This window comes from Longimicrobium sp. (assembly GCF_036399935.1).
Classification (GTDB): domain Bacteria; phylum Gemmatimonadota; class Gemmatimonadetes; order Longimicrobiales; family Longimicrobiaceae; genus Longimicrobium.
In genome coordinates this window covers 85,911-106,269 of record NZ_DASWMD010000076.1, presented here as the reverse complement: position 1 = coordinate 106,269, position 20,359 = coordinate 85,911, and the positions used below count along the sequence as shown (strand labels likewise).

Sequence of the window (20,359 nt, the reverse complement as noted above, 5' to 3'; positions counted from 1 at the left end):
CGAGTGCGTGAGTGCGTGAGTGCGTGAGTGCGTGAGTGCGTGAGTGCGGAAGTGCGAAATGCGGCGAGGGGCCCCGGATGAGTTCCGGGGCCCCTCGTGTTCCGGTGCGGCGGCTGCTCAGTCGCTGGTCGTCCAGACGATGGGGATGGCCACTTTCACCGGCACCACCATCCCGGCGATCTTCGCGGGGCGGAACCGGAACCGCTCCGCGGCGCGCAGCGTAGCGCTCTCGAAGCCCGGGTGCGACGTCTCGATCACCCTTGCCGACCCCGGACGCACCCGCCCGTCCTCGTCCACGATCACCTCGACCACGGCGCGGCCGCTGACCCGCGCATCGCGCAGCTGCGGGGGATAGTTGCGCTCCATCAGGCGGGCCAGCCCGTTGCGGTCCAGTGAGGGCAGCTCGTCGACATCGCCCTCGCCCGGAACCCAGTCCGCCGGCTTCACCGGCGTGCCCGGGTCGGTGTTGCCCGTGGGGGGGCGGACGTCCGCCGGGTCCGGCGTGCCGATCACGTCGCCCGGCTTGCCGATGCCCGTCACCATGTCGGTCGTGATGGGCGATTCGTTTGCTCGCGGCGGGCTGATGACCGGCGGAATATCCGTCGGAGGCTGCAGCACCACCGTCTCGCCGATCACCGGGGCATCGGCCGCGGGCTGATCCGGCGTGTCCGGGGCAGGCGGGGGCGGATCCACTGTGGCCGGCTCCTTTTCCTTCTCCGGAATCGGCGGGAGCTCAACCTCAGGGCCGATTACCCAGCGAGGCTCCTCCGCCTTGCCCGAGGCGGCGTACATCACCCCGCCGAAGATGATGACGTGGGCGGCGGCCGAGACCGCGAGGAACAGGGGGCTGATCGCCCGGCGCTTCTTTTCCCGAACCAGGATCTGGAACATGCGGCACCTCCTGCGCGTGGAGCGGTGGGCCTCTCGGCCGCTGGGTCGCGGGGGGCGAGGGCGATCGTGTCGGCGCCTGTGCCGTCGTACGTCGCCGGCGGGCGGGAGTTCCGTCCCCGCTCCGTGCCCTTCCACATACGCAACGAACGATCGTTCGGCATTCTGACCGGCTGCGGGGCAGATGACGATCAGCCGCTGACCCGCGTTGGGTGCACACGCGCGACTCTCGGCCTCAGCGTCTCCCGCGAGCGATATAGTCCCGGTACTCGTCCTGAATGACGCCTTCGTTCACCCAGCGATCTGGATTGGCTCCGTACTCGGTCCGCGCGAGCGTAAGCGCCTCTTCCAGCGTGGCGCACGAGTGCTCGGCCGCGGGATCGCCTTGCTCTCCGTCTACTTCGGAGAAATCGTACAGGTCGAGGGAATCCTCTCCGCCCTCATCGTAGCTCTCGTAAAGGAGCAGCGTCACACCCCCGTCCTCCGGCTGGAGCGTGAGCCAGCGCAACGCCGGGGATCCATCGTGCTCGAAGCCGCCGAGGAATTGCTCAACAGGCCGGCCGCGGTTCAGGGCGCTCTTGATGGACCAAGGAAGGAGGTAGCGCATCGTGTTTTACTCACGAACTGATGGACGAGAAGCGGTATGAAGCATGGGCAAACAACCGACCAGCTACATTGAAGCGACTGGCGTTCGGCGCACAAGGGGCTCAGCACCTGCCGCAGCGCGATCGAATTCTCCCCTCTCCCGCTTGCGGGAGAGGGGCCGGGGGAGAGGGCAGCCCGGGGCGTGCGCCGGAGTGATCGAAACGCCTCGACGGTCGCGGCCGCTGCACGGGTGACCGCTGCCGCGCCCCGGCTTGGAAGTGCCCCATGCCAGATCCTTCGCCCCGCGAGGCAGGGTGTGCGGGCTGGTACGGCGCACCTGGGGCTCAGGATGACAGATTTCGCGGCTCTGCCCTGATTCACACCCGGGCTCCGGGGTACGCACGGCACTGGCTCCCTTCGCCCGCGCAGTTTGCGGGGGAAGGGTTGGGGATGGGGGACGCCTGAGGCGTGCGCGAAAGCTGGGCCCATCCGCCCGTTAGGCGTCGGAGATGCACCAGTCGACCGGGGTCTTCCCGGCGCGCTGCAGTTCGCGGTTGATGATGGTGAACGGTGTGCTTCCGAAAAAGCCCCGCTTGGCCGAAAGCGGCGACGGGTGCGCGGACTTGTGGACGTAGTGCGGCGGGCCGATCAGCGTCTCCTTCTTAGCCGCGTACCCGCCCCACAGCACGAATACGACGGGGTCTTCACGAGCCGCCACCGCGCGGATGACCGCGTCCGTGAACGTTTCCCATCCTTTGCCCTTGTGCGAGTTGGGCTCGCCCTCGCGCACCGTCAGTACCGCGTTCAGCAGCAGCACGCCCTGCTCGGCCCAGGGAACCAGGTAGCCGCTGCGGGGCACCGGGCATTCCATCTCGGCCTTCAACTCCTTGAAGATGTTGGCCAGCGACGGGGGAGGGCGCACGCCGGGAAGGACGGAGAACGCCAGCCCGTGCGCCTGGCCTGCGCCGTGGTACGGGTCCTGTCCCAGGATCAGCACCTTCACCGCGTCGTACGGCGTCAGCTCCAGCGCCGTGAACTCCCGGCCTTCCGGCGGAAAGACGGTCGCGCGGCTTCGCTCCTCGCTCACGAACGCGTGCAGCTTCTGGAAGTAGGGCTTCTCCAGCTCGGCTGCCAGGGGGGACCGCCACGACGGCGGAAGCGTCGGATTCATCGGCCGGATCTCGCGATTGGGGCGCGGAAGTGAACGGCGTGCACTCCATCCGCGGGATGCAATCGTGAGGCCGGGGCTGGGCTCATCATGATTCTGGACGTTCCGGCACTCCGCATGCAACTTGGGAGATATCCCCGGCGCCGGGGCGGCCCACATGGAACTTGTCGGGCCGCCGGGCAGTACGGCGAAGACCACACGTTTCGCTGGAGGCATGGATGATCAGGCCCAACGTACGAGCATCGTTCGGCAGGCGCGAGGCGGAATTGCTCACCTCGCTGGTCGGTACGGGTGGGGAGGAACGGCTGCGCGAGCAGGGGCTGGACGCGCTGCTGGACGACACCGGTGTGCTGCGCGCGCTGGTGCGCAGCAAGGGCGTGAGCGCCGTGCCGGCTCCGCTGCTGTTCTACGTGATGGTGCGCCACGCGCTGATGCAGCGCGAAATCCAGGATCGGCAGCTGGCGGACTACACCGCGGCGGTGCTGCTGGAGTTCGCCATGGCGGGCAAGGCGCACCGCGTGGACGGGGGGGAGGGCGAGCCGTTCTTCTACCTGACCGACATCCTGGGGGCGCTGGAGCGGGCGCGGGGGGAGCGCGAGTTCTTGCTGCGCGTGCACCTGGGCAACTTTGCCCTGTGGCTGGGAGGCGTGTTTCCCGACTACATCGCGCACCGGGTGCAGCGCCGGGGCGCGCCGCCCATGTCGTACTACGACGAGATGGGGGCGGCGGGGTTCCGGATGGCGGCGGGGAGCGACCTGGCGCTGCGCCACGGCGTCGGCGACCTGTTCGTGCGCGCCGCCGACCGCTTTCGCGACGTGCGCTCGGCGCTCAACTCGCTGTCGGACACACTGTTCTTTCCGCAGTCGCAAGATGCCATCGAGCGGCTGCTGCGCCAGGTGAGCGACGACTTCCAGCGGCAGAGCGGCTGGCGCTGAGGCCCCTCCCCCGGCCCCTCCCCGCACAAACTGCGTGCGGAGAGGGGGGAACTTCGATCGTGGCTTCGGCTGGACTTGGTGGGTGCCCCGGGCGCCCCCATCCCCAGCCCTTCCCCCGCAAACTGCGGGGGAAGGGGGCTAGTGTGGTGCTTCACACCCGCCCTCTCCGCACACACTGTCATCCTGAGCCCCAGGCGCACCGTACCGGCCCGTACACCATTCCTCGCGGGGCGAAGGATCTAGCCTGGGGCACGTAATAGCTTGGGCGCGGCAGCGGTGACGGAGATGTGGGACTCGGCCTCGCTCGCCCGTGGCGTTTCGACGGAGGCCGGCGCATTCCCCGGCTGCCCTCTCCCCCGGCCCCTCTCCCGCAAGCGGGAGAGGGGAGAATTCGACCGCGCTTCGGCAGGTGTCGCGTGCGTGCAGGTGAAGCCCCGAGCGGGACGCGACAGCTGCCCGAGTCGGGGCTTTCCGCATTTCGAGCGGCGGGTTCACCCGCTCAGGGGACGGTGCACTCTGAGGCTCGCGTGCGTTTCGATCGGGTGTGTGGCGGATCCCTCGTCGCTGCTATCTTCGGCGTACGGGCCGGTTCGGTGGGGCCGCTTCCCCGGGATGACAGATGCGCTCCGGCTGGTGTGGTGTGCGTGCTGGTGAAGCCCCGAGCGGGACGCGACAGCGGCCGAGTCGGGGCTTTCCGCCTTCCGAGCGGGTTCACCCGCTCAGGGGGACGGCGCACACTGAGGTTCGCGTGCGCTTCGAATGCTGTGTGGCGGATCCCTCGTCGCTGCTATCTTCGGCGTACGGGCGGGTTCGGTGGGGCCGCTTCCTCGGGATGACAGGATGCGCTTCGGCGGGTGTGGAGTGCGTGCAGGTGAAGCCCCGAGCGGGACGCGACAGCGGCCCGAGTCGGGGCTTTCCGCGTTCCCAGCGGCGGGTTCACCCGCTCTTGGGCCTCGTGGCCGCCGATACTCCCATTACCTGGCCATCAGGATGAGAGCTTTTGCGCTACCAGGGCGTTCGCCGGTACCACGTCGGCGTCGGAGGTGCGCGTCAGGCCCTCCCATCCACAGCGCGGGCACCAGCGGCGCTGGAGCTTTCCCATCAGCAGCTTCTGCAGCGTCCGCCCGCCCACCCCCATCCGCACGGGAAGCGTCTCCGCGTCGCACTCGTCGCAGGTGCGCTCCGAGGGAAAGATCAGGTAGCACATCGCGATCGCAAGCAGCAGCTTGGAGATGAAGGCGACGAAGATGAAGAACGTCCACAGAAGCATCGGCACCACGCGTGTCGGGGGACGGGTTGGCACCGGGATGCGCATCCCTCGTGCCCGTCGGATGTTCCCTTACGCCGGTGCATGGGCCTCCGTTCCGCCGCCTGCGTGAGGCCTTCTGTTTTCTGCGGTGTACTCGTAGGTTGCCGCGCGCATCTTCAGTCACCGCACGTGAATCGGAAATGAACGTCCTCAACGTCCAGAGTCTCAAGAAGAGCTACGGCACCCGGGTCGTCTTCGACGGCGTTTCGTTCGCGGTGGACGAGGGCGACAAGGTGGGCTTCATCGGCGTCAACGGGTCGGGGAAGAGCACCCTGTTCCGCATCGTGGCCGGCCTCGAGGGGCACGAGGGCGGCACGCTCGCGTTCCAGCGGGGCATCCGCGCCGGCTACCTGTCGCAGGAGCCCGAGTTCGACCCAGGTGCCACCATCCTGTCCGCCGTCGCGGGGGGCAAGCCCGAGCTGCTGGACGCCATCGGCGAGTACCACGCGGTGGCCCAGGCGCTCACGGCCGGGGAGGGCGACGTCGACCGGCTGCTGGCGCGGCAGGAGCGCGCGGCGGGTCGCATCGACGCGCTGGGCGGGTGGGACTACGAGCACCGGATGGAGGCCATCCTCACCAAGCTGGACGTGGCGCACTGGGAGCGGCCGGTGGAGGGGCTGTCCGGCGGCGAGCGGAAGCGCGTGGCGCTGGCTCGCGTGCTTCTTCAGCAGCCGGAGCTGCTGCTGCTGGACGAACCCACCAACCACCTGGATGCCGACACCACCGCCTGGCTGGAGGAGCACCTGCAGGAGTATCCCGGCGCGGTGCTGCTCATCACCCACGACCGCTACTTCCTGGACCGCGTGGTCACGCGGATGCTGGAGGTGTCCACGGGCGAGCTTACGGGCTATCCCGGCGGGTACACCGAGTACCTGGAGGCCAAGGCCGAGCGGATGGAGCGCGCGTCCGTGGAGGAGGAGAAGCGCAAGAAGCTGATCGCGCAGGAGCTGGCTTGGGTGCGCCGCTCGCCATCGGCGCGCACGGGCAAGCAGAAGGCGCGCATCGGGCGGCTGGGCGGGCTGGAGAAGGAGCAGAAGGAAAAGCGGATGCCCAACCGCGAGGCCGTGGAGATCAACCTGAACGAGGCGCCGCGGCTGGGCCGCACCGTGCTGAACCTGCACGGAATCGCCAAGTCGTTCGGCGAGCGGACGCTGATCCGCGGCTTCAGCGGCATGCTGCAGGCGGGCGAGCGCATCGGCATCATCGGGCCGAACGGGGCGGGGAAGACCACGCTGCTGCGCATCATCCTGGGGCAGGAGCCGCCCGATGCCGGCGAGGTGGAGGTGGGCAAGAACACGCGTTTCGCCTACTTCGACCAGCGGCGCGAAGAACTCAATCCCGACCACTCCATCTACGAGGCGGCCGCCGACAGCGACTGGGTGATGGTGGGCGGCCAGCGCACGCACCTGCGCAGCTACCTGGAAACCTTCCTGTTTCCGCCCGAGAAGCAGCGCCAGGTGGTGCGCTCGCTCTCCGGCGGCGAGCGCAACCGGCTGCTGCTTGCGCGCCTGTTCCTGCTGGACGCCAACCTGCTGATCCTGGACGAGCCCACCAACGACCTGGACCTGGTGACGCTGCAGGTGCTGGAGTCGGTGCTGGCGGATTACGGCGGGTGCGTGCTGATGGTGACGCACGACCGCTTCTTTCTGGACAAGGTGGCGACGGGGCTGATCGTCTTCGAGGGCAACGGCGTGCTTCACCGGCACGAGGGCAACTACGACCTGTACCGCCGTCTGAAGGAGCAGAAGGAGGCCGAAGCCGCCACCGCCCAGACGACCGCGCGCAAGGCCGCGACGTCCGCCGCCCCCGCCAAGAAGGACGACGGCGGGCGCAAGCTGAGCTACAAGGAAAAGAAGGAGCTGGATGGGATGGAGGCCGCCATCACCGCGGCCGAGGCGCGCAAGGAAGAACTCTCCGCGCGCCTGGCCGATCCCGCGCTCTACGCCGGCCCCGCCGACGAGGTGGCGCGCGTCACGGCGGCGTTCAAGGAGGCCGGTGAGGCCGTGGATGCGCTCTACGCCCGCTGGTCGGAGTTGGAGGAGGCGGGGACGTAGGCGTTCCGGTGGGCTTCGCGCTGTTCTATTCGTTTCTCAACGCCCGTGCGTCGACGACGACGTTGCGAACCGCGCGGATCACAACATCAGGGCGCTCAAACTGGATGTTGTGCCCGGCATCCACGGGCTCGTGGCGGCTCCGGGATGACCATGTCGCCATCTCTTGCTGGAGCTGGAACCTGGTCGCTTGCAGACGCTCTTCCATGGGGGGCGTGATCGCGTTCCGATTGCGCACTGCGGGCGATCTGCCTGTCGCGCTCAGTACGACGAGCGGACGGCTCCCCAACTGCTGAAATCGGCCGGCCCGGCGAAGCGTGCCGTCGAACGCGTGCACTTCCTCCAGGAGGGCCGCTGTCGAGGAGGGGAAGAACGCGCGATGTGCCGCGATCATGGAATCCGTCCATGAATGGGGCGCTTCGCCCATGGGGGCCAAGCGGGCAACCCCAAGCCGGACGAGGAGAGGACCCATGGTGACCGCGGCCGCCTTCCTGGCACGATCACCCGCAGAAGGGGAGATGCCCGTCGCCTGCTCCACCCGTTCGAGATGATCGGGATGAGGGATGTCCACGAACACGAGACCGGCAACCTCGCTCGGGTAGCGCCCGGTGAACACCATCGTGTAAGGGCCTCCCGCCGAGTGGCCGACCATCACCCAGGGCGGGCGCTCCCCGGCGCGAATGAGCGCGGTGTGGAGATCCTCGGCCGCCCGGGCGCTGTTGAAGGGGCCCTTCGCCGCATCGCTCCACATCATCCCGGCCCGGCTGTACGCGCAAGTCCGGGTCGTCTCGGCGATTGGATCGTGCACGGATACCCAGCTCAGCGAACCGTTGCGGTCCAGTCCGGACTCGAGGACCACGGTGGGTGAGCCCATTCCGCGGCAGTCCACCTGGATGCGCCGGCCGCCAATGTCGATCAACCTGCCCGGAGGCGGATGGTCACGCCGCGCCCTCCGGCGGGAAAGCGTCTCGTACGTCGCGCCGATGAGCGCGACAACCAGGAGCAGGACGGCCATGCCGGCGGCAACGCGGCGCACCCTTACGATGCGAGGGAAGGCGGATGGGCTGTCATTCACGCTGATGTGGGCGTGTGGACTGCTTTGCGTAGTCTGGATATGAGTAAGTGCAGATGCTTCGCCCGCCGCTCCAGCCCATCCGCTAACTGGGCAACGCTCTCCGGCTGCGGCGTGCGCGTGCCGGCCAGCCAAGCGATCATCGTCGCTCGGCTCAGATTCGCGTCCTCGGCGATCTGGGTGCGGGTCAGCCCGCTCTCCTCGGTGACCTCTCGGGCTACGGTCTGAACGTCCGCCGGCTTAGCCAAACCTCACCTCAGCGTAGTCTGAGAGCGGCGCGTGATCTTTCTAGACTACGTGCCGAGTGGGTGCGGATCGCAGGCAAGACTGGGCAACGACCTTGGCTATATCACCTGCGTTCCGCTCGCGTTCGGATTGTAGGCGTCCTGTTGACGGGGCGCAAACGGAAAGACGGGAGGAGTCGGTGCGCGCCAAGGTAATCGAAGGGGAGCGGACCTCGCCCACGCGCCTGCTGGAGATGTTGACGGACCGGTTCGGGGCGTTCGAATCCGCCTGAAGGAGCAAAAGGAGGCCGAAGCCGCCACCGCCCAGACGACCGCGCGCAAGGCCGCGACGGCCGCTGCCCCCGGCAAGAAGGACGAGGGCGGACGCAAGCTGAGCTACAAGGAAAAGAAGGAGCTGGATGGGATGGAGGCCGCCATCACCGCGGCCGAGGCGCGCAAGGAAGAACTCTCTGCGCGCCTCGCCGACCCCACGCTCTACGCCGGTCCCGCCGACGAGGTGGCGCGGGTGACGGCGGCGTTCAAAGAGGCCGGCGAGGCGGTGGATGCGCTCTACGCGCGCTGGTCGGAACTGGAGGACGCCCGGGCGTAGACGCTCGCGCGAGAGCCAGTCGGGTCACCACTTCGCGAGACGGAGGATCATACAATCGATCCAGCGACAAACAGGCCGAGGTGAACATAGGCCAGCGCGAGGAACGCCACTTTCGCCCAGAAGAAGAATAGGGCTGGCCAGTTGATCGCGGGAGGCACGTCAAATTCCTCGTCCTGTGACCTCCCCAGACGCTCTGCTCGCCGATTGTATACGCTCCACACGATAGCCCCGCTCACATACTGCAACAGATCGAACGTGAGGGCGATTACAATCATCAACCCCGGTGTGAGGAGCGCGTCGGGAATCTGCGGCTGCCCCGCTACTTCGGTCCGGAAGAGCCAGATCAACGCGATCCCAGCAAAGCCAAGTTGGCGAGCGATGTCACTCGCCTTCCCGCTGTTCACTTCGTAGGCGGTGCGGACGTCGCTCAGCTTCATTTCTTCGGTGTCCGGCGAGGGCCGGTGCTCTGAGTACCCTTAGGTTTCGGTGGATTATTACCGCGGTCTGCTTTATCAGGGTTGCCCGTGTTGGACGGACCGTTGTTAGGGCTGCGCTTTTCGCGGACGTTCCCTCGCGACTTCTTCTCGCTCGGCGAACGCTTGTCGGACGAGGTTCGGTCGTGATCCGATGGATCGTTTTCGTTTTTCTTTGTCATTCACCACCGAGCGGATTAGGATAGAGTAACGACCAGCACCCTTAAAGCAAGATTTCCGCCCATCATCTTTGATGGCGAGCGCAGGCGCTGCAGGAACCGCCCACCATTGATGAAACGTATGTGCGGCCGCCGCCGCGCGGTGCCGGACGGCGGCTTTCGAGGTGGCCGGTAAGCGGGAGGCGCTCTACGCCACCGGTAGGACTTGAGGAGGCCCGGCTTAGTCTAGGTCCCGCTTGACGCCCCTCGGGTGTTCGGTTTAGGGGCGGGGCAAGGAATAATGGATGAGAAGGGTTGCGCCGTCCCCCTTTGGCGGTTTCGCTACAATTGAGTCGCCTGCGCGCATCACACTCCGCATGACACTGCAGCAAACCGGCATCCGGTGGTTGCCTGGGTAGCCCCCGACCTGCCGATGCAACGCCCCAGACGTGACTCCGATGAACGCCAATCCGAGCCGTTCGCATTCTTTGAACAACGCCCCCAACGACGACAAAAAGTCCTCACGCGAGGCTGCCATGATGTTGCTCCTCTCAGAGTGGTTCTACGAAAAAGACTGAACCTACGGTAACATGCGGTACTCTGCTGTGCGATATCCCTTCCGCGCCTCGAATTCGCGTGCGTCTGCATGCAGAACTCGCTTGAGCAAACGCCCCCCGTCGATCGCCGCCCGTCGAGACGAATCTGCCGGGCTCATCGTCACCGCATGCCGATCGTACAAGCCCTGCAAGGCGGTGCCGTGCCAATTTTTGTTCGCTCCCCCCATGAAGTCACGGAGCCCGAACCAGTCTGCAGGGCGGTCTTTGCACCACAAGTAAACAGCCCCTTGCAAGAAGTCGAGAATTCGCTCCTCCTCCTGCTGCGTGATATTCCGGACCCGGTAGATGCGCGGTGTTTGATTAGGAGTGGATTTGATTGTCATTAGGCTGTCGAAAAATGGAGGCAATCGTGCTGCTCTCGTCACTCTGCAAGCGTTCGACGCAGCCGGGACACTAGGGCTTGGAGTTGATTGGCCCTGCGCTCCAATCCATCGGCCAGTTGCATCACGCTCTCCGGTTGCGGCGTGCGCGTGCCTGCCAGCCACGTAATTAATGTCGCACGGCTCAGGTGAGCATCTTGAGCGACGAGGGTGCGAGGGAGTCCGCTCTCCTCAATCACCTCACGCACTACGGTCGCGATCTTCTCCGGCTCGGCCAAGTGGCACCTAGGTAATAATCACATCTGTTGACAGCGGGGAGTATTCACAGTAGAATACTCCCCGGGGAGAGTGGCGCCGGACGACGATGCCACTCATGGATTGTAGGCGTCCCGAGTAGAGGGCGCAAACGGAAAGACGGGAGGAGTAGATGCGCGCCAGGGCAATCGAAGGGGAGCGGACCTCGCCCACACGCCTGCTGGAGATGCTGACGGACCGGTTCGGGGCGTTCGAGTCCATCGCGTACTCCAGCATCAAGCTCGCCCGCGCCGTGCCGGACGAGGCGCCCCCGATGGACCCGCTCGTGGCCGAGGCCGTCCTGGAGTTCGGCGACGACCTGCGCGACGCCGCCGAGGCCGCGACGGCGTGGGCAACGCACGCCCGCCCGTAAGCGCGCGCGGTGGCCGTCGGCTCCCGCGCCGGAAGATGAGCTACAAGCGTTTGACGGTACTACTCTGGCGGGCCGGCGCGGTCAGGGAATCCAGCACCGACTCGAGTTGGGGAAATGGGTGCTGACGCCCCGCGCTGTCTTGCGGCGCGACACCGATCGTCCGGTACGCCACCCGCCCGTTCGCGTCGACGACCAGGAACTTGGGAAAGCTGCTCTTCGCGGTCAGACGCGTCCACGCCGCCGGATCCGCGAGCACGTGCTCCCCTCCATTCGCGAGCGCGATCGGCATCCGCACCCCCGCACTGTCCGCGAACCGGCGCATTCGTTTCGCGTCCCCTTGATGGGCGACGATCACGACCGGTACTCCATGCGGCTCATACTTCGCCCGGAGACGTTCCAGCCCGGCCAGCGCCTGGAGGGAGAATCTACAATCAGCCGACCAGATTACGAGCAGGGCGGGTTTCCCGGCCAGTCGATCCGGCGAGAGCCGTGCTCCCGCGGGGTGCCCCAGCATCTCGAAATCGAACCTTGGCACCGGAGTGCCGACAGCCGGGAGCGCCGCCAGGGAGTTCTTCCCTTGCGCGCGCACTACGGTCGCGGCACCGACCACGAGTACGGCGAAGCTTGCGAGCGCGAAACGGGCCACAGGGTGGCGGGGAAGCAGACGCATGGGTGGTCCGTGGGGAAAAGAGACACGTGTCTCGGGAAGGCGGGGCGATGGAGGGTGTAAAGGAAGGTAACGCCGCCATGTGCATGCGGCAATGCAGCGACTCCATACTCGCACACCGGAGACGAACCGACATTGCCGCTATTGCTCACGCGGATCGCGCCGGACCCCGCTCGTGGCCAAGGCCGTCCTTGACCGACGTTACGGCGGCGTGAAAGCAAAGCGGGGGATTGCGGGGTTGGGAGTCTGTCCCGATTCGCCCCTTCACGCGTTCTCTCGCGAACGCACCCCCGCCTCTCCAAGACTCCGAATCCGTCGCATGCCCAACGTTCGCCGTCACGCCGCCCTCGTCCTGCTCGCGCTCGCTGCTGGATGCATCGTCCCTACCGGACCGGCCAAATCCGTCGCAGCCGAGGTACAGGTGAGTACGCGTGGCTTCGGCGCCGATTCGACGCACGTGAGTGCCTCGTTCTACTCACTGGACGGGGGGGACCGCATCCACTTTCGCAGCGACACCCTCCGCGTGCAGAACGTGGTCGCGAAAGGGGTGAGTGGGCAGTCCGCGGTGTTCTTTGCCCGGGTGCCGCTGGACAGCGCAGCCGTCGCCGGCGGGCTTCGCGTGCGGCTTCCCGTGCCGACGCTCGGCGCCGTGCCGCAGTCCGAGTTCACCGTGTTCAGCATGGCGCGGGGCGGCAGCGCCTCGGTGACGCTCCGCAGCGGGCAAGATCTTGTGCTTCCCATCATCCGGGGCTCCTCGGGAACGCTCCCGGCGCCGGAGTACGAGCACTGGAACGTGTCGTTCTATCGGGGAGGCAAGGGCACCAGCATCTCGGGAACCGGGCCGATCCCCTCACCCGTCGTCGTTCCATGGGTACTGATCCCCAAGGAGGGATCGGACACGATGAAGGTACTCGTATCCTCCGACCGCCAGTTCCGATTCGACGCGCCGCCCGCATCGCCGCGCCTGGTCACGAACATCCGCGCCGACGCGTTGCTGGAGTGGTCCGTCCAGCTCGTCCCCTGACCGCGCATCCGTTTGAGCGGTCCCAGCCAGCGCAGTCCTGTCGAATCGCGAGCGAATTCTCCCCCTCTCCCGCTCGCGGGAGAGGGGGCCGGGGGGAGAGGTCAGCCGAGGCATGCGCCGGCCTCGATCGAAGCGCCTCCCTTCTGCGGCCGCCGCACTGGTGACCGCTCCCGCACACGTTTGCGACCGGAAGGCGTGGCAGCCCTCGCTTCACAAAAATCTGTTTCAAAGTTGGCGGCTCACGTACTTGCGGGCCTCCGACACGCGTAATTAGCTTCGCTATGCGACCCTGGCCTGGCCGCAGGGGCGCTCACGCCGGTATCGCCTGCCGATTTACGCCTCTTTCCACGCCGGACTGCCCGGCACACCGGTCCGCGGGATGATGGAACCCTGGATGGACGAGCCCGCCGCCACGGCCGACGCGCTGTTCCCGCGCTTCGTGTGCCGCGTGTCTGGCGCACCCGTGGACACGGTCGACACGCTGCGCGCCGAGCGCACCCTGGCGCTGGTGGACGAGCTGGCCGAGGTGGAGGCGCGAATCGGCGAGCGGCGCGAGGAAGTGTCGCGGATGCTGTTCGAGGCCATCGGCGGCACCACCGAAAAGCCGGTGCGCAACCGCCTGGTGGCCCTTAAGCGCGAGCTGTACAACGGCCGCGCCCCCGCCGCGCAGAAGGTGAACGACACGCTGGCCGCGCTGGACGAGGCGACGGGCGAGCAGGTGCGCGCCTTCGTCGCCGACCTGGAGCGCGCCCGCGAGCTGAACGCCAGAATCGGCGCCGCGCACGACGAAGAGGTCACGGCCCTGCGCCGGCGCTTCCGCGAGCTGGTGCGCGACGGCGACTTCCGGAAGGGGCTGATGGTGTCCAGCCGCGCCCTGTACGGTAACCTGGGGCGCTACGACGCGGCGGCCGAGCGCGGCACGCTCAGCGGGCGCGACGAGAAGACGGAGCGCGGGCTGCTGCGCTACTACACGCGGATGGCCGCCAAGGCCACGCCGTTCGCTACCTTCTGCGCCGTCATCCCCGGCACCTTCGTCGAAGCCGGCGGGGACCAGGACGAGGGGCGGATGCGCTTCACCGGCGACCCGCGCACCAAGCGCAGCTTCGTCCGCATCAACAAGTTCCTGTACGGCCTGCTCTTCGAGCACCTGAAGACCCGCCCCACGGTGCGGCACCGGCTGGCCATCGAGCCCAACCCCACCCTTCGCAAGGAGGATGGGCGGCTGGTGTTCCTGACGGCCATCGACGGGCGCGAGGTCTTTCAGCGCATGGCCGACAACGAGGTGCTGGACCTGATCGCCGACCGCTGCGCGCAGGCCGGACGCCCCACGCTGGGCGACCTGATCGGCGCGCTTTGCAGCGACCCGGAGATCGACGCCACGCCCGAAGAAGCCGAGGCGTACCTCGACAAGCTGATCCAGATCGGGTTCCTGCGCTTCCACACCGGCATCCGCGAGCAGGACGCGGACTGGGACCTGCCTTTCCGCGAGCTGCTGGACCGCATCGACGACGAGCACGCCCGCCGCACGTCGCAGCTACTGGGCGTGCTGCGCGAGCGAGTGGAGGCGTACGGCAACGCGCCGGTGGACGGGCGCGGCGCGCTGATCGACGAGATCCACGCGCTGATCGAAAGCGCGCTGGTGGAGATGGAAGTCAGCGGCCGTCTGCGCCGCGACATGCCGTTCTACGAGGACGCCACCGCCGCCGCGGGCGCCGAGATCGCGCTGACGCCGGGGGTGCGGCGCGCGTTCGGCGCCTGGGAAGAGTGGGCGCGGCTGACGTCCAGCCTGGGGTGGCCGCGGTCCGAGCAGGCCACCATGCGGCATTTCTACCAGACCTACTACGGCGACTCGCCGGGCGTGCCTCTGCTGCGGTTCTACGAGGAGTTCTACCGCGAGCACTTCAAGGCGCACGTCGAGAAGGAAGCGAAGCAGCGCGGCGGCGCCCCCAGGGAGGCGCTGGGCGGATACGACGTGGGCAACCCGTTCGGCCTGGACGTCATCCGCAGCCTCTCGGCCGCGCGCACGCAGTTGAGCGAGGCCTTCCGCGAACGATGGGCGGCCGAGCCGGATGCCGCCGTCGTGGACCTGACGGTGGACGACGTGCGGCTGGCGCTGGCGGGGGTGGAAACGGTCAGCGACGTGCCGCGCTCCATGGGCGCGTTCGGCCTGCTGGTGCCGGCAGAGGAGGAGGGCGGCGCGCCGTCGTTCGTGCTGCACGGCGGCAGCTACACGGCGGGGTACGGCAAGTACTTCTCGCGCTTCCTGTACATGCTCCCCGACGACGTGCAGGAAGACGTGCGGACGGGGAACGCGTCGCTCACGGACGACATGCTGGCCGAGATCTGCGGCGACGCGCAGTTCAACGCCAACCTGCATCCGCCGCTGATGCGGTGGGAGATCAGCTATCCCACGGGCGAGAGCGGCGCGACGGAGGCGCAGCTTCCCAGCAGCGAAATCGTGGTGCAGCCCGACCCTGACGACCCGTACGCGCTGCGGCTGGCGCACGGGCCCACGGGCCGCCGGGTGATCCCGGTGGATTTGGGCTTCCTGAACCCGCGGATGCGCCCGCCGCTGTACCAGTTGCTGTCGCGGTTCACCCCGCCGGTGATGTTCGCCCCGACCGTCCCCGAGTCGCACGCGCAGCCGGCACACGGCCACGGAGCTCGCCCCGCCACGGTGGAAGGCCTGCACGTCGCCCCCGCCGTCATCGCGCAGGACGGGGGCGGCGCTGATACGGTGGATGGGGGCGCGGATACCGTCGACCAGGGCGCCGACACCGTTGACCAGGGCGCGGACACGGTAGCCGCGAATCCGTTCGGCGCCGACACGGTCGATGGTGGGGCGGATACGGTGGATGGGGGAGCGGATACGGTCGCTGCAGGCGCGGATACGGTCGATGGCGGGGCGGACACCGTGGATGGAGGAGCGGACACGGTCGATGCAGGCGCGGATACGGTTGCCCCCGCAGCAGCCCCGGCCGACGCCGTCCACCCGCAGCCGCAGCCCACGATCGGCTATCGCCCGCGGCTGACGTTCGGAGGCAGCCTGGTGCTGACGCGGCGCCGCTGGTCGGTGCCCGGGACGCTGCTTCCCCAACGCCGCACGGACGAGAGCGCGTCCGAGTTCTTCGTGCGGATCAATCGCTGGCGGCGGGAGAGCGGGATTCCGGAGACGGGCTATTTCCGCATCAACCCCGTCCCGGAGCCCCGTTCGACGCCCGCGGGCCAGCCCGCGCCCGAGCAGGCGGAGGCGCCGCCCGAGGTAGTGGACGAGATCCCGGGCTACGAGGGCGCCGCCGAGGTCGAAGCCGACGCGCACGAAGACGAGCAGGAGCCCGAGGCCGAGCCCGCCGCGCGCGAAGCGGGGACCCCTGCGGCCGCCGGAGCGGATGCAAACGCCGCGCAGCGGCCGAAGCCCACCCAGGCGTCGCGCGACTTCTATAAGCCGCAGTTTATGGACTTCGGCAATCCGCTGCTGGTGGCGATGCTGGGGCGCATCGCCGCGGGGCTCAAGCGGTTCCAGGCGGTGTTCGAAGAGCGCCTGCCGGACCGGGACGGCCTGCCGCGCCACGGCGACGACCGGTTCGTCACGGAGCTGGTGGTGCAGCTCGCCTTCCCCGGCGGCACCGCCGCAACCCCGTCCGAAGCCGCGGAGCCGGCGCTGGCGGTGTCATCCTGAAGCCAAGCCACACCGAACCCGCCCTAACGCCGTACCTGGCGGGCCGAAGGATCCAGCCGCGGACACGTACCAGTCAGGGCGCGGCAGCGGTCACCGAAGCCGAGGCCTCGGCTGCCGTGGGGCCCTCACCCCGCCGCGCTGACACGCGTGCGACCCTCTCCCACAAACAGCGTGGGAGTGGGGGTACACACCAGGCTCGGGCGCGGCCTCGGCCCTGCTGGGGCGACTGAAGTCGCGGCAACGACGGCCCGAAGTCCGCCTTCGCGGACTGCACGCGGAGTGGAGTGCACCAGGCCCACCGAAGCGCACCGGGCTGGCTCCCTTCCCCCGCGGCAGTTTGCGGGGGAAGGGCTGGGGATGGGGGGCGCCTTGGGCATGCACCAAACCCAGCCTCAACCGGTATGAAGTTCTCCCCCTCCCCTGCGAAGCGGGGGCCGGGGGCCGGGGGGACGGGGCTCCCGCGGCATGCGCCGCATCCAGCCTTCTCCGGCACGAAGTTCCCCCCTCTCCGCACGCAGTTTGTGCGGGGAGGGGCCGGGGGAGGGGCAACCCGGGGGAGGGGCACCCCGGGGGCCCCGCGTCCAGTGATCCACCGAACCACACGCCACATGACCGAACCGCGGCACGAGCACGGCTGGCTGAGCGTCTACCTGTTCATCAACGGCTGGATCTACGCCGCCGAGTGCGACCAGGTGGTCACGGACCACGTCGAGCCGTTCGTCCGCCGCTGCATGGCCGAGGGCTGGGCCGACCAGCACTTCTTCATCCGCTACAGCGAGCACGGCCCGCACGTGCGCCTGCGCCTGCATGGACGCACCGGCGTGCTCGAAGGCACCGCGTGGCCCGCGCTGGTAGAGCACGTGCGCGCATCGCATCCGAGCGTGCGGGTGGACGAGCTTCCCGAGACGCCCTCGTACAGCCGCGCCGACGACCAGCCCCCGGGCGTGACGCACCTGGCGCGCGTGGCATACGAGCCGGAAACGCAGCGCTACGGCGGCCCGGACGCGCTGGTGGTCGCCGAGCGCATGTTCCAGGACTCCAGCGACACCGCGTACGCGCTCCTGGCCCGCATGGGCGGCGAACGGTCGTCGCGGCTGGGCAAGGGGCTGCTCTGCACCGTGATGGCCTGCCACGTCTTCTGCGAAACCCGCGAGCGCGCCACCACGTTTGCTCAAAACTACTCCACCAGCTACCTGCGCTCGCTCGCCCGCGAAGACGAGGGACGCGAGACGTTCATCAGCGCCTTCGACCGCGGGTTCGAGCAGCAGGCGCAGACCCTCGCGGACTACGTCAACGAGGTGTGGGAGCGCATGGACGAGGGCGAGGAGCTGTCCGAGGCGCTGGACCGCTACGGCGAGGGGCTCGAGGCGCGCCGGGCCGAGCTGCGGGCGCTGTTCGACGAAGGCCGGGTGCAGGTGGCCGGGCAGCCGGTCGGCGACTGGCAGCAGGTGGTGCGGGGCATCGTTCCCAGCTACGTGCACATGATGAACAACCGCCTGGGCATCACCATCCAGGAAGAAAGCTACCTGGGATACCTGGTCCACCGCGCGCTGCAAAGCTCCCCCGAAGGGGCCGAAGCCTGAGCCCCACGGCCCGATCCGTCTTTTCCGCACCCACAAGGACCGTTTCTCGATGGATACGCAGCACCGCACGGACGAGCCCCGCACGGAATCGCTGATGGAAGCGGCGCAGGCCATCGGCCGGCGGCTCGTGGAGGGCGCGCGGTGGACGGACGACGCCTGCACGTGGCACGTGATGCAGCCCGACCGGGCGAACCTGCGAGCGCGCCGCGCCGTCCCCACCCCCGCCACCGGCACGGTGTACGAGGGAACGGCGGGGATCGCGCGGTACCTGGCCGAGCTGCACGCCGTAACGGGCGATGCCGGCCTGGCCCGCACCGCGCTGGGCGCCATCCGCTTCGCCCTGCGCCAGGGTGCGTCGCTGCCGGACACCAGCTTCGGATACCACAGCGGCCGCGTGGGGATCGCCTACGCGGCCGCGCGGACGGGCGAGCTGCTGGGGCACCCGGAGTTCCATGCGCAGGCCGAAGACCTTCTCCGGCCGCTGGCGGGCAACGAGAGCCGCGACGCGGGGTTGGACGTGATCGCCGGGGCCGGCGGCGCGATCCCCGCCCTGCTGCAGCTCACCCGGTACGTGGACGCGGAGCTGGCCCTGGGGATCGCGCGGGGGCTGGGCGACCACCTGGTGGCGACGGCCACGCGCGAGGCCGAGGGCTGGTCGTGGAGCACCATGCGCAACACCGCCGTCCGCAACCTGAACGGCTACGCCCACGGCGCGGCCGGCGTCGGGCACGGGCTGCTGGAGCTGTACGCCGCCACGGGCGACGGCCGCTACCGCTACGGCGCGGAGCAGGCGTTCCTGTACGAGCGGGCCTTCTTCAATCCCCAGCCCAACAACTGGCCCGACCTGCGCAACACCGAGCTGGGCGAGTTCCAGTACGAGGGGCGGCTGGACGAGCTGCGCGACCTGCTGCTGGCCGGCGGCGGCCTGCAGCCGCAGCACACCCGCTACATGAGCGCGTGGTGCCACGGTGCGCCGGGCATCGGGCTCAGCCGCGTGCGCGCCTGGCAGCTGCTGTCTGACCCGCTGTACCGCGACGAGGTGCTGGCTGCCTGCGCCACCACGGCGGGCACGGTGAGCGGACACGGGCTCAGCAACTACTCGCTGTGCCACGGCCGCGGCGGCAACGCCGAAACGCTGATGGTGGCCGCCCGGGTGCTGGGCGACGAGTCGCTGCGCCAACCCGCGCTGGAGAGCGCCTTCGCCGGCATCGAGCTGCACGGTGGCCCCGACGGGCCGCCCTGGCCCTGCGGCACCTTGGGCGCCGTGTCGGACCCCGGGCTGCTGCTGGGCGAAGCCGGCATCGGGTATTTCCTGCTGCGGCTGGCGCACCCCCGGGTGCCCTCCGTGCTGCTCCTGGAGGCGCCGGACGCTTCGGCGTCGCGCGGGGGCACGGCGGGCGAGGAGGGCTGGCGAGGCGAGCAGGAGCGCTCCGTCGCCGCGCACTTCGGCGGCACGCTCGCCGCCTTCCGCGGGATGGGCATTGCGCCGGAGCTGCCGCTGGCACGCATGGGCCCCGCTCCGCGCACGTCGGACGTGGTGGCCGCGTACGAGGTGCTCGCCGCCCGCGTGCGCGACGAGGCGGACCCGGCGCTGCGCGAGCGGCTGGAAGACGCGTTCGCGGTGGACCGTGCGCGCTACGAGCTGGCCCGTTCGGTGACGGACTTCACCACGGAGTACCTGGAGGGGCTGGCCCGGCCTGCCGCGGCGGAGGTGGACTGGCGCGAGGGCCGGGTGGAGCTTTCGCCCCGGGCCCGCGTGGTGAGCACGCGCTGGGATTGGGCCGCCCGCGCCGCCGCGGGCGCCGCCGGCCCGCAGGGGGACGAGGAGGAGGACGAGACGCACTGGCTGGTGCAGTTCACCGGCGGCCGGCCGGTGGTGCGCGCGTTGAGCCCTTTCGCGGCGGTGATCCTGGAGAGCGTGCGCGAGCCCGCGACCGCCGACGAGCTGATCGACACGGTGAACGCCGCCGTGTCGGGAGGCGAAGGCGAAGTGAACCGCGACTGGCTTGAGGAGCGCGTCCTGCAGCAGCTGACCCAGGCGTACCGCGCGGGCTTCGTGACCCTGGCGCGCGGCCTGGTGGGGGCGGCGCGGTAGGGAGACGCCGGGGCCTCGGCCCTGCTGGGGCGAGTGAATTCGCGGCAACGACGGCCCGAAGTCCGCCTTCGCGGACTGCTCGCGAAGCCGGGCGCACCAGGCCAGCCGAAGCCCACCGGACTGGCTCCCTTCCCCCGCGGCAGTTTGCGGGGGAAGGGTTGGGGATGGGGGGCGCCTTCCGAATGCACCGCACCCAGCCTGATCCCGCCTGAACTTCTCCGCGCTCCCGCGCAG

17 protein-coding genes are annotated in these 20,359 nt (G+C 68.9%); 8 read left to right on the top strand and 9 right to left on the bottom strand.

Features of this window, described 5'->3' with window-relative positions; translation table 11 throughout:
* Nucleotides 1-117: 117 nt before the first annotated feature.
* From VGB24_RS23690 to VGB24_RS23680, 3 genes are all read right to left on the bottom strand, one after another.
* On the bottom strand, nt 118-891 hold the full coding sequence (locus VGB24_RS23690) for a TonB family protein (protein WP_331075404.1): 774 nt from the start codon (nt 889-891) through the stop codon (nt 118-120).
* A 232-nt stretch (nt 892-1,123) separates the two neighbouring features.
* Nucleotides 1,124-1,495, bottom strand: a complete 372-nt coding sequence (locus VGB24_RS23685) for a hypothetical protein (RefSeq protein ID WP_331075403.1) — start codon at nt 1,493-1,495, stop codon at nt 1,124-1,126.
* A gap of 474 nt (nt 1,496-1,969) precedes the next feature.
* Nucleotides 1,970-2,644, bottom strand: coding sequence for a uracil-DNA glycosylase (locus VGB24_RS23680; RefSeq protein ID WP_331075402.1), 675 nt, complete (start codon nt 2,642-2,644; stop codon nt 1,970-1,972).
* 215 nt (nt 2,645-2,859) lie between these two features.
* On the opposite strand from VGB24_RS23680, the gene VGB24_RS23675 reads away from it, so the two are divergent.
* Nucleotides 2,860-3,576 carry a hypothetical protein gene (locus tag VGB24_RS23675; RefSeq protein WP_331075401.1) on the top strand — a complete coding sequence of 239 codons (717 nt, stop codon included), beginning with the start codon at nt 2,860-2,862 and terminating at the stop codon, nt 3,574-3,576.
* Between the two features lie 985 nt (nt 3,577-4,561).
* Here VGB24_RS23675 and VGB24_RS23670 read toward each other — a convergent pair.
* Nucleotides 4,562-4,852, bottom strand: a complete 291-nt coding sequence (locus tag VGB24_RS23670) for a hypothetical protein (protein WP_331075400.1) — start codon at nt 4,850-4,852, stop codon at nt 4,562-4,564.
* Nucleotides 4,853-5,025: 173 nt separating this feature from the next.
* Here VGB24_RS23670 and VGB24_RS23665 point away from each other — a divergent pair, with 173 nt between their 5' ends.
* Nucleotides 5,026-6,939: an ABC-F family ATP-binding cassette domain-containing protein gene (locus VGB24_RS23665; protein WP_331075399.1), complete on the top strand. Its 1,914-nt coding sequence runs from the start codon at nt 5,026-5,028 to the stop codon at nt 6,937-6,939.
* Between the two features lie 25 nt (nt 6,940-6,964).
* Here the strand turns inward: VGB24_RS23665 and VGB24_RS23660 are convergent, their stop codons facing one another.
* On the bottom strand, nt 6,965-7,951 hold the full coding sequence (locus VGB24_RS23660; RefSeq protein WP_331075398.1) for an alpha/beta hydrolase: 987 nt from the start codon (nt 7,949-7,951) through the stop codon (nt 6,965-6,967).
* Between the two features lie 56 nt (nt 7,952-8,007).
* Nucleotides 8,008-8,256 carry a helix-turn-helix transcriptional regulator gene (locus VGB24_RS23655; RefSeq protein ID WP_331075397.1) on the bottom strand — a complete coding sequence of 83 codons (249 nt, stop codon included), beginning with the start codon at nt 8,254-8,256 and terminating at the stop codon, nt 8,008-8,010.
* 259 nt (nt 8,257-8,515) lie between these two features.
* Between VGB24_RS23655 and VGB24_RS23650 the strand changes: the two genes are divergently transcribed.
* A complete protein-coding gene (locus tag VGB24_RS23650; RefSeq protein ID WP_331075405.1) occupies nt 8,516-8,842 on the top strand; it encodes an ABC transporter C-terminal domain-containing protein in 327 nt (108 codons plus the stop codon).
* Nucleotides 8,843-8,889: 47 nt separating this feature from the next.
* Here VGB24_RS23650 and VGB24_RS23645 read toward each other — a convergent pair whose 3' ends face one another.
* Both VGB24_RS23645 and VGB24_RS23640 read right to left on the bottom strand, forming a co-directional pair.
* Entirely contained in the window at nt 8,890-9,279 is a 390-nt protein-coding gene (locus tag VGB24_RS23645; protein ID WP_331075396.1) for a hypothetical protein, read from the bottom strand.
* A gap of 774 nt (nt 9,280-10,053) precedes the next feature.
* Nucleotides 10,054-10,413 (bottom strand): hypothetical protein, encoded by a 360-nt coding sequence (locus VGB24_RS23640; protein WP_331075395.1) that lies wholly within the window; start codon nt 10,411-10,413, stop codon nt 10,054-10,056.
* 424 nt (nt 10,414-10,837) lie between these two features.
* On the opposite strand from VGB24_RS23640, the gene VGB24_RS23635 reads away from it, so the two are divergent.
* Nucleotides 10,838-11,077: a hypothetical protein gene (locus tag VGB24_RS23635; protein WP_331075394.1), complete on the top strand. Its 240-nt coding sequence runs from the start codon at nt 10,838-10,840 to the stop codon at nt 11,075-11,077.
* 40 nt (nt 11,078-11,117) lie between these two features.
* On the opposite strand, the gene VGB24_RS23630 is transcribed toward VGB24_RS23635, so the two are convergent.
* Entirely contained in the window at nt 11,118-11,747 is a 630-nt protein-coding gene (locus VGB24_RS23630) for a TlpA disulfide reductase family protein (RefSeq protein ID WP_331075393.1), read from the bottom strand.
* A 418-nt stretch (nt 11,748-12,165) separates the two neighbouring features.
* Here VGB24_RS23630 and VGB24_RS23625 point away from each other — a divergent pair, with 418 nt between their 5' ends.
* The 4 genes from VGB24_RS23625 (at nt 12,166) to VGB24_RS23610 (ending at nt 20,125) form a co-directional block, all read left to right on the top strand.
* Nucleotides 12,166-12,768, top strand: coding sequence for a hypothetical protein (locus tag VGB24_RS23625; protein WP_331075392.1), 603 nt, complete (start codon nt 12,166-12,168; stop codon nt 12,766-12,768).
* Between the two features lie 379 nt (nt 12,769-13,147).
* Nucleotides 13,148-16,447 carry a lantibiotic dehydratase gene (locus VGB24_RS23620; RefSeq protein WP_331075391.1) on the top strand — a complete coding sequence of 1,100 codons (3,300 nt, stop codon included), beginning with the start codon at nt 13,148-13,150 and terminating at the stop codon, nt 16,445-16,447.
* Between the two features lie 608 nt (nt 16,448-17,055).
* Nucleotides 17,056-18,030, top strand: coding sequence for a thiopeptide-type bacteriocin biosynthesis protein (locus VGB24_RS23615; protein WP_331075390.1), 975 nt, complete (start codon nt 17,056-17,058; stop codon nt 18,028-18,030).
* A 49-nt stretch (nt 18,031-18,079) separates the two neighbouring features.
* Entirely contained in the window at nt 18,080-20,125 is a 2,046-nt protein-coding gene (locus tag VGB24_RS23610) for a lanthionine synthetase LanC family protein (RefSeq protein WP_331075389.1), read from the top strand.
* The last annotated feature ends 234 nt before the right edge of the window (nt 20,126-20,359 follow it).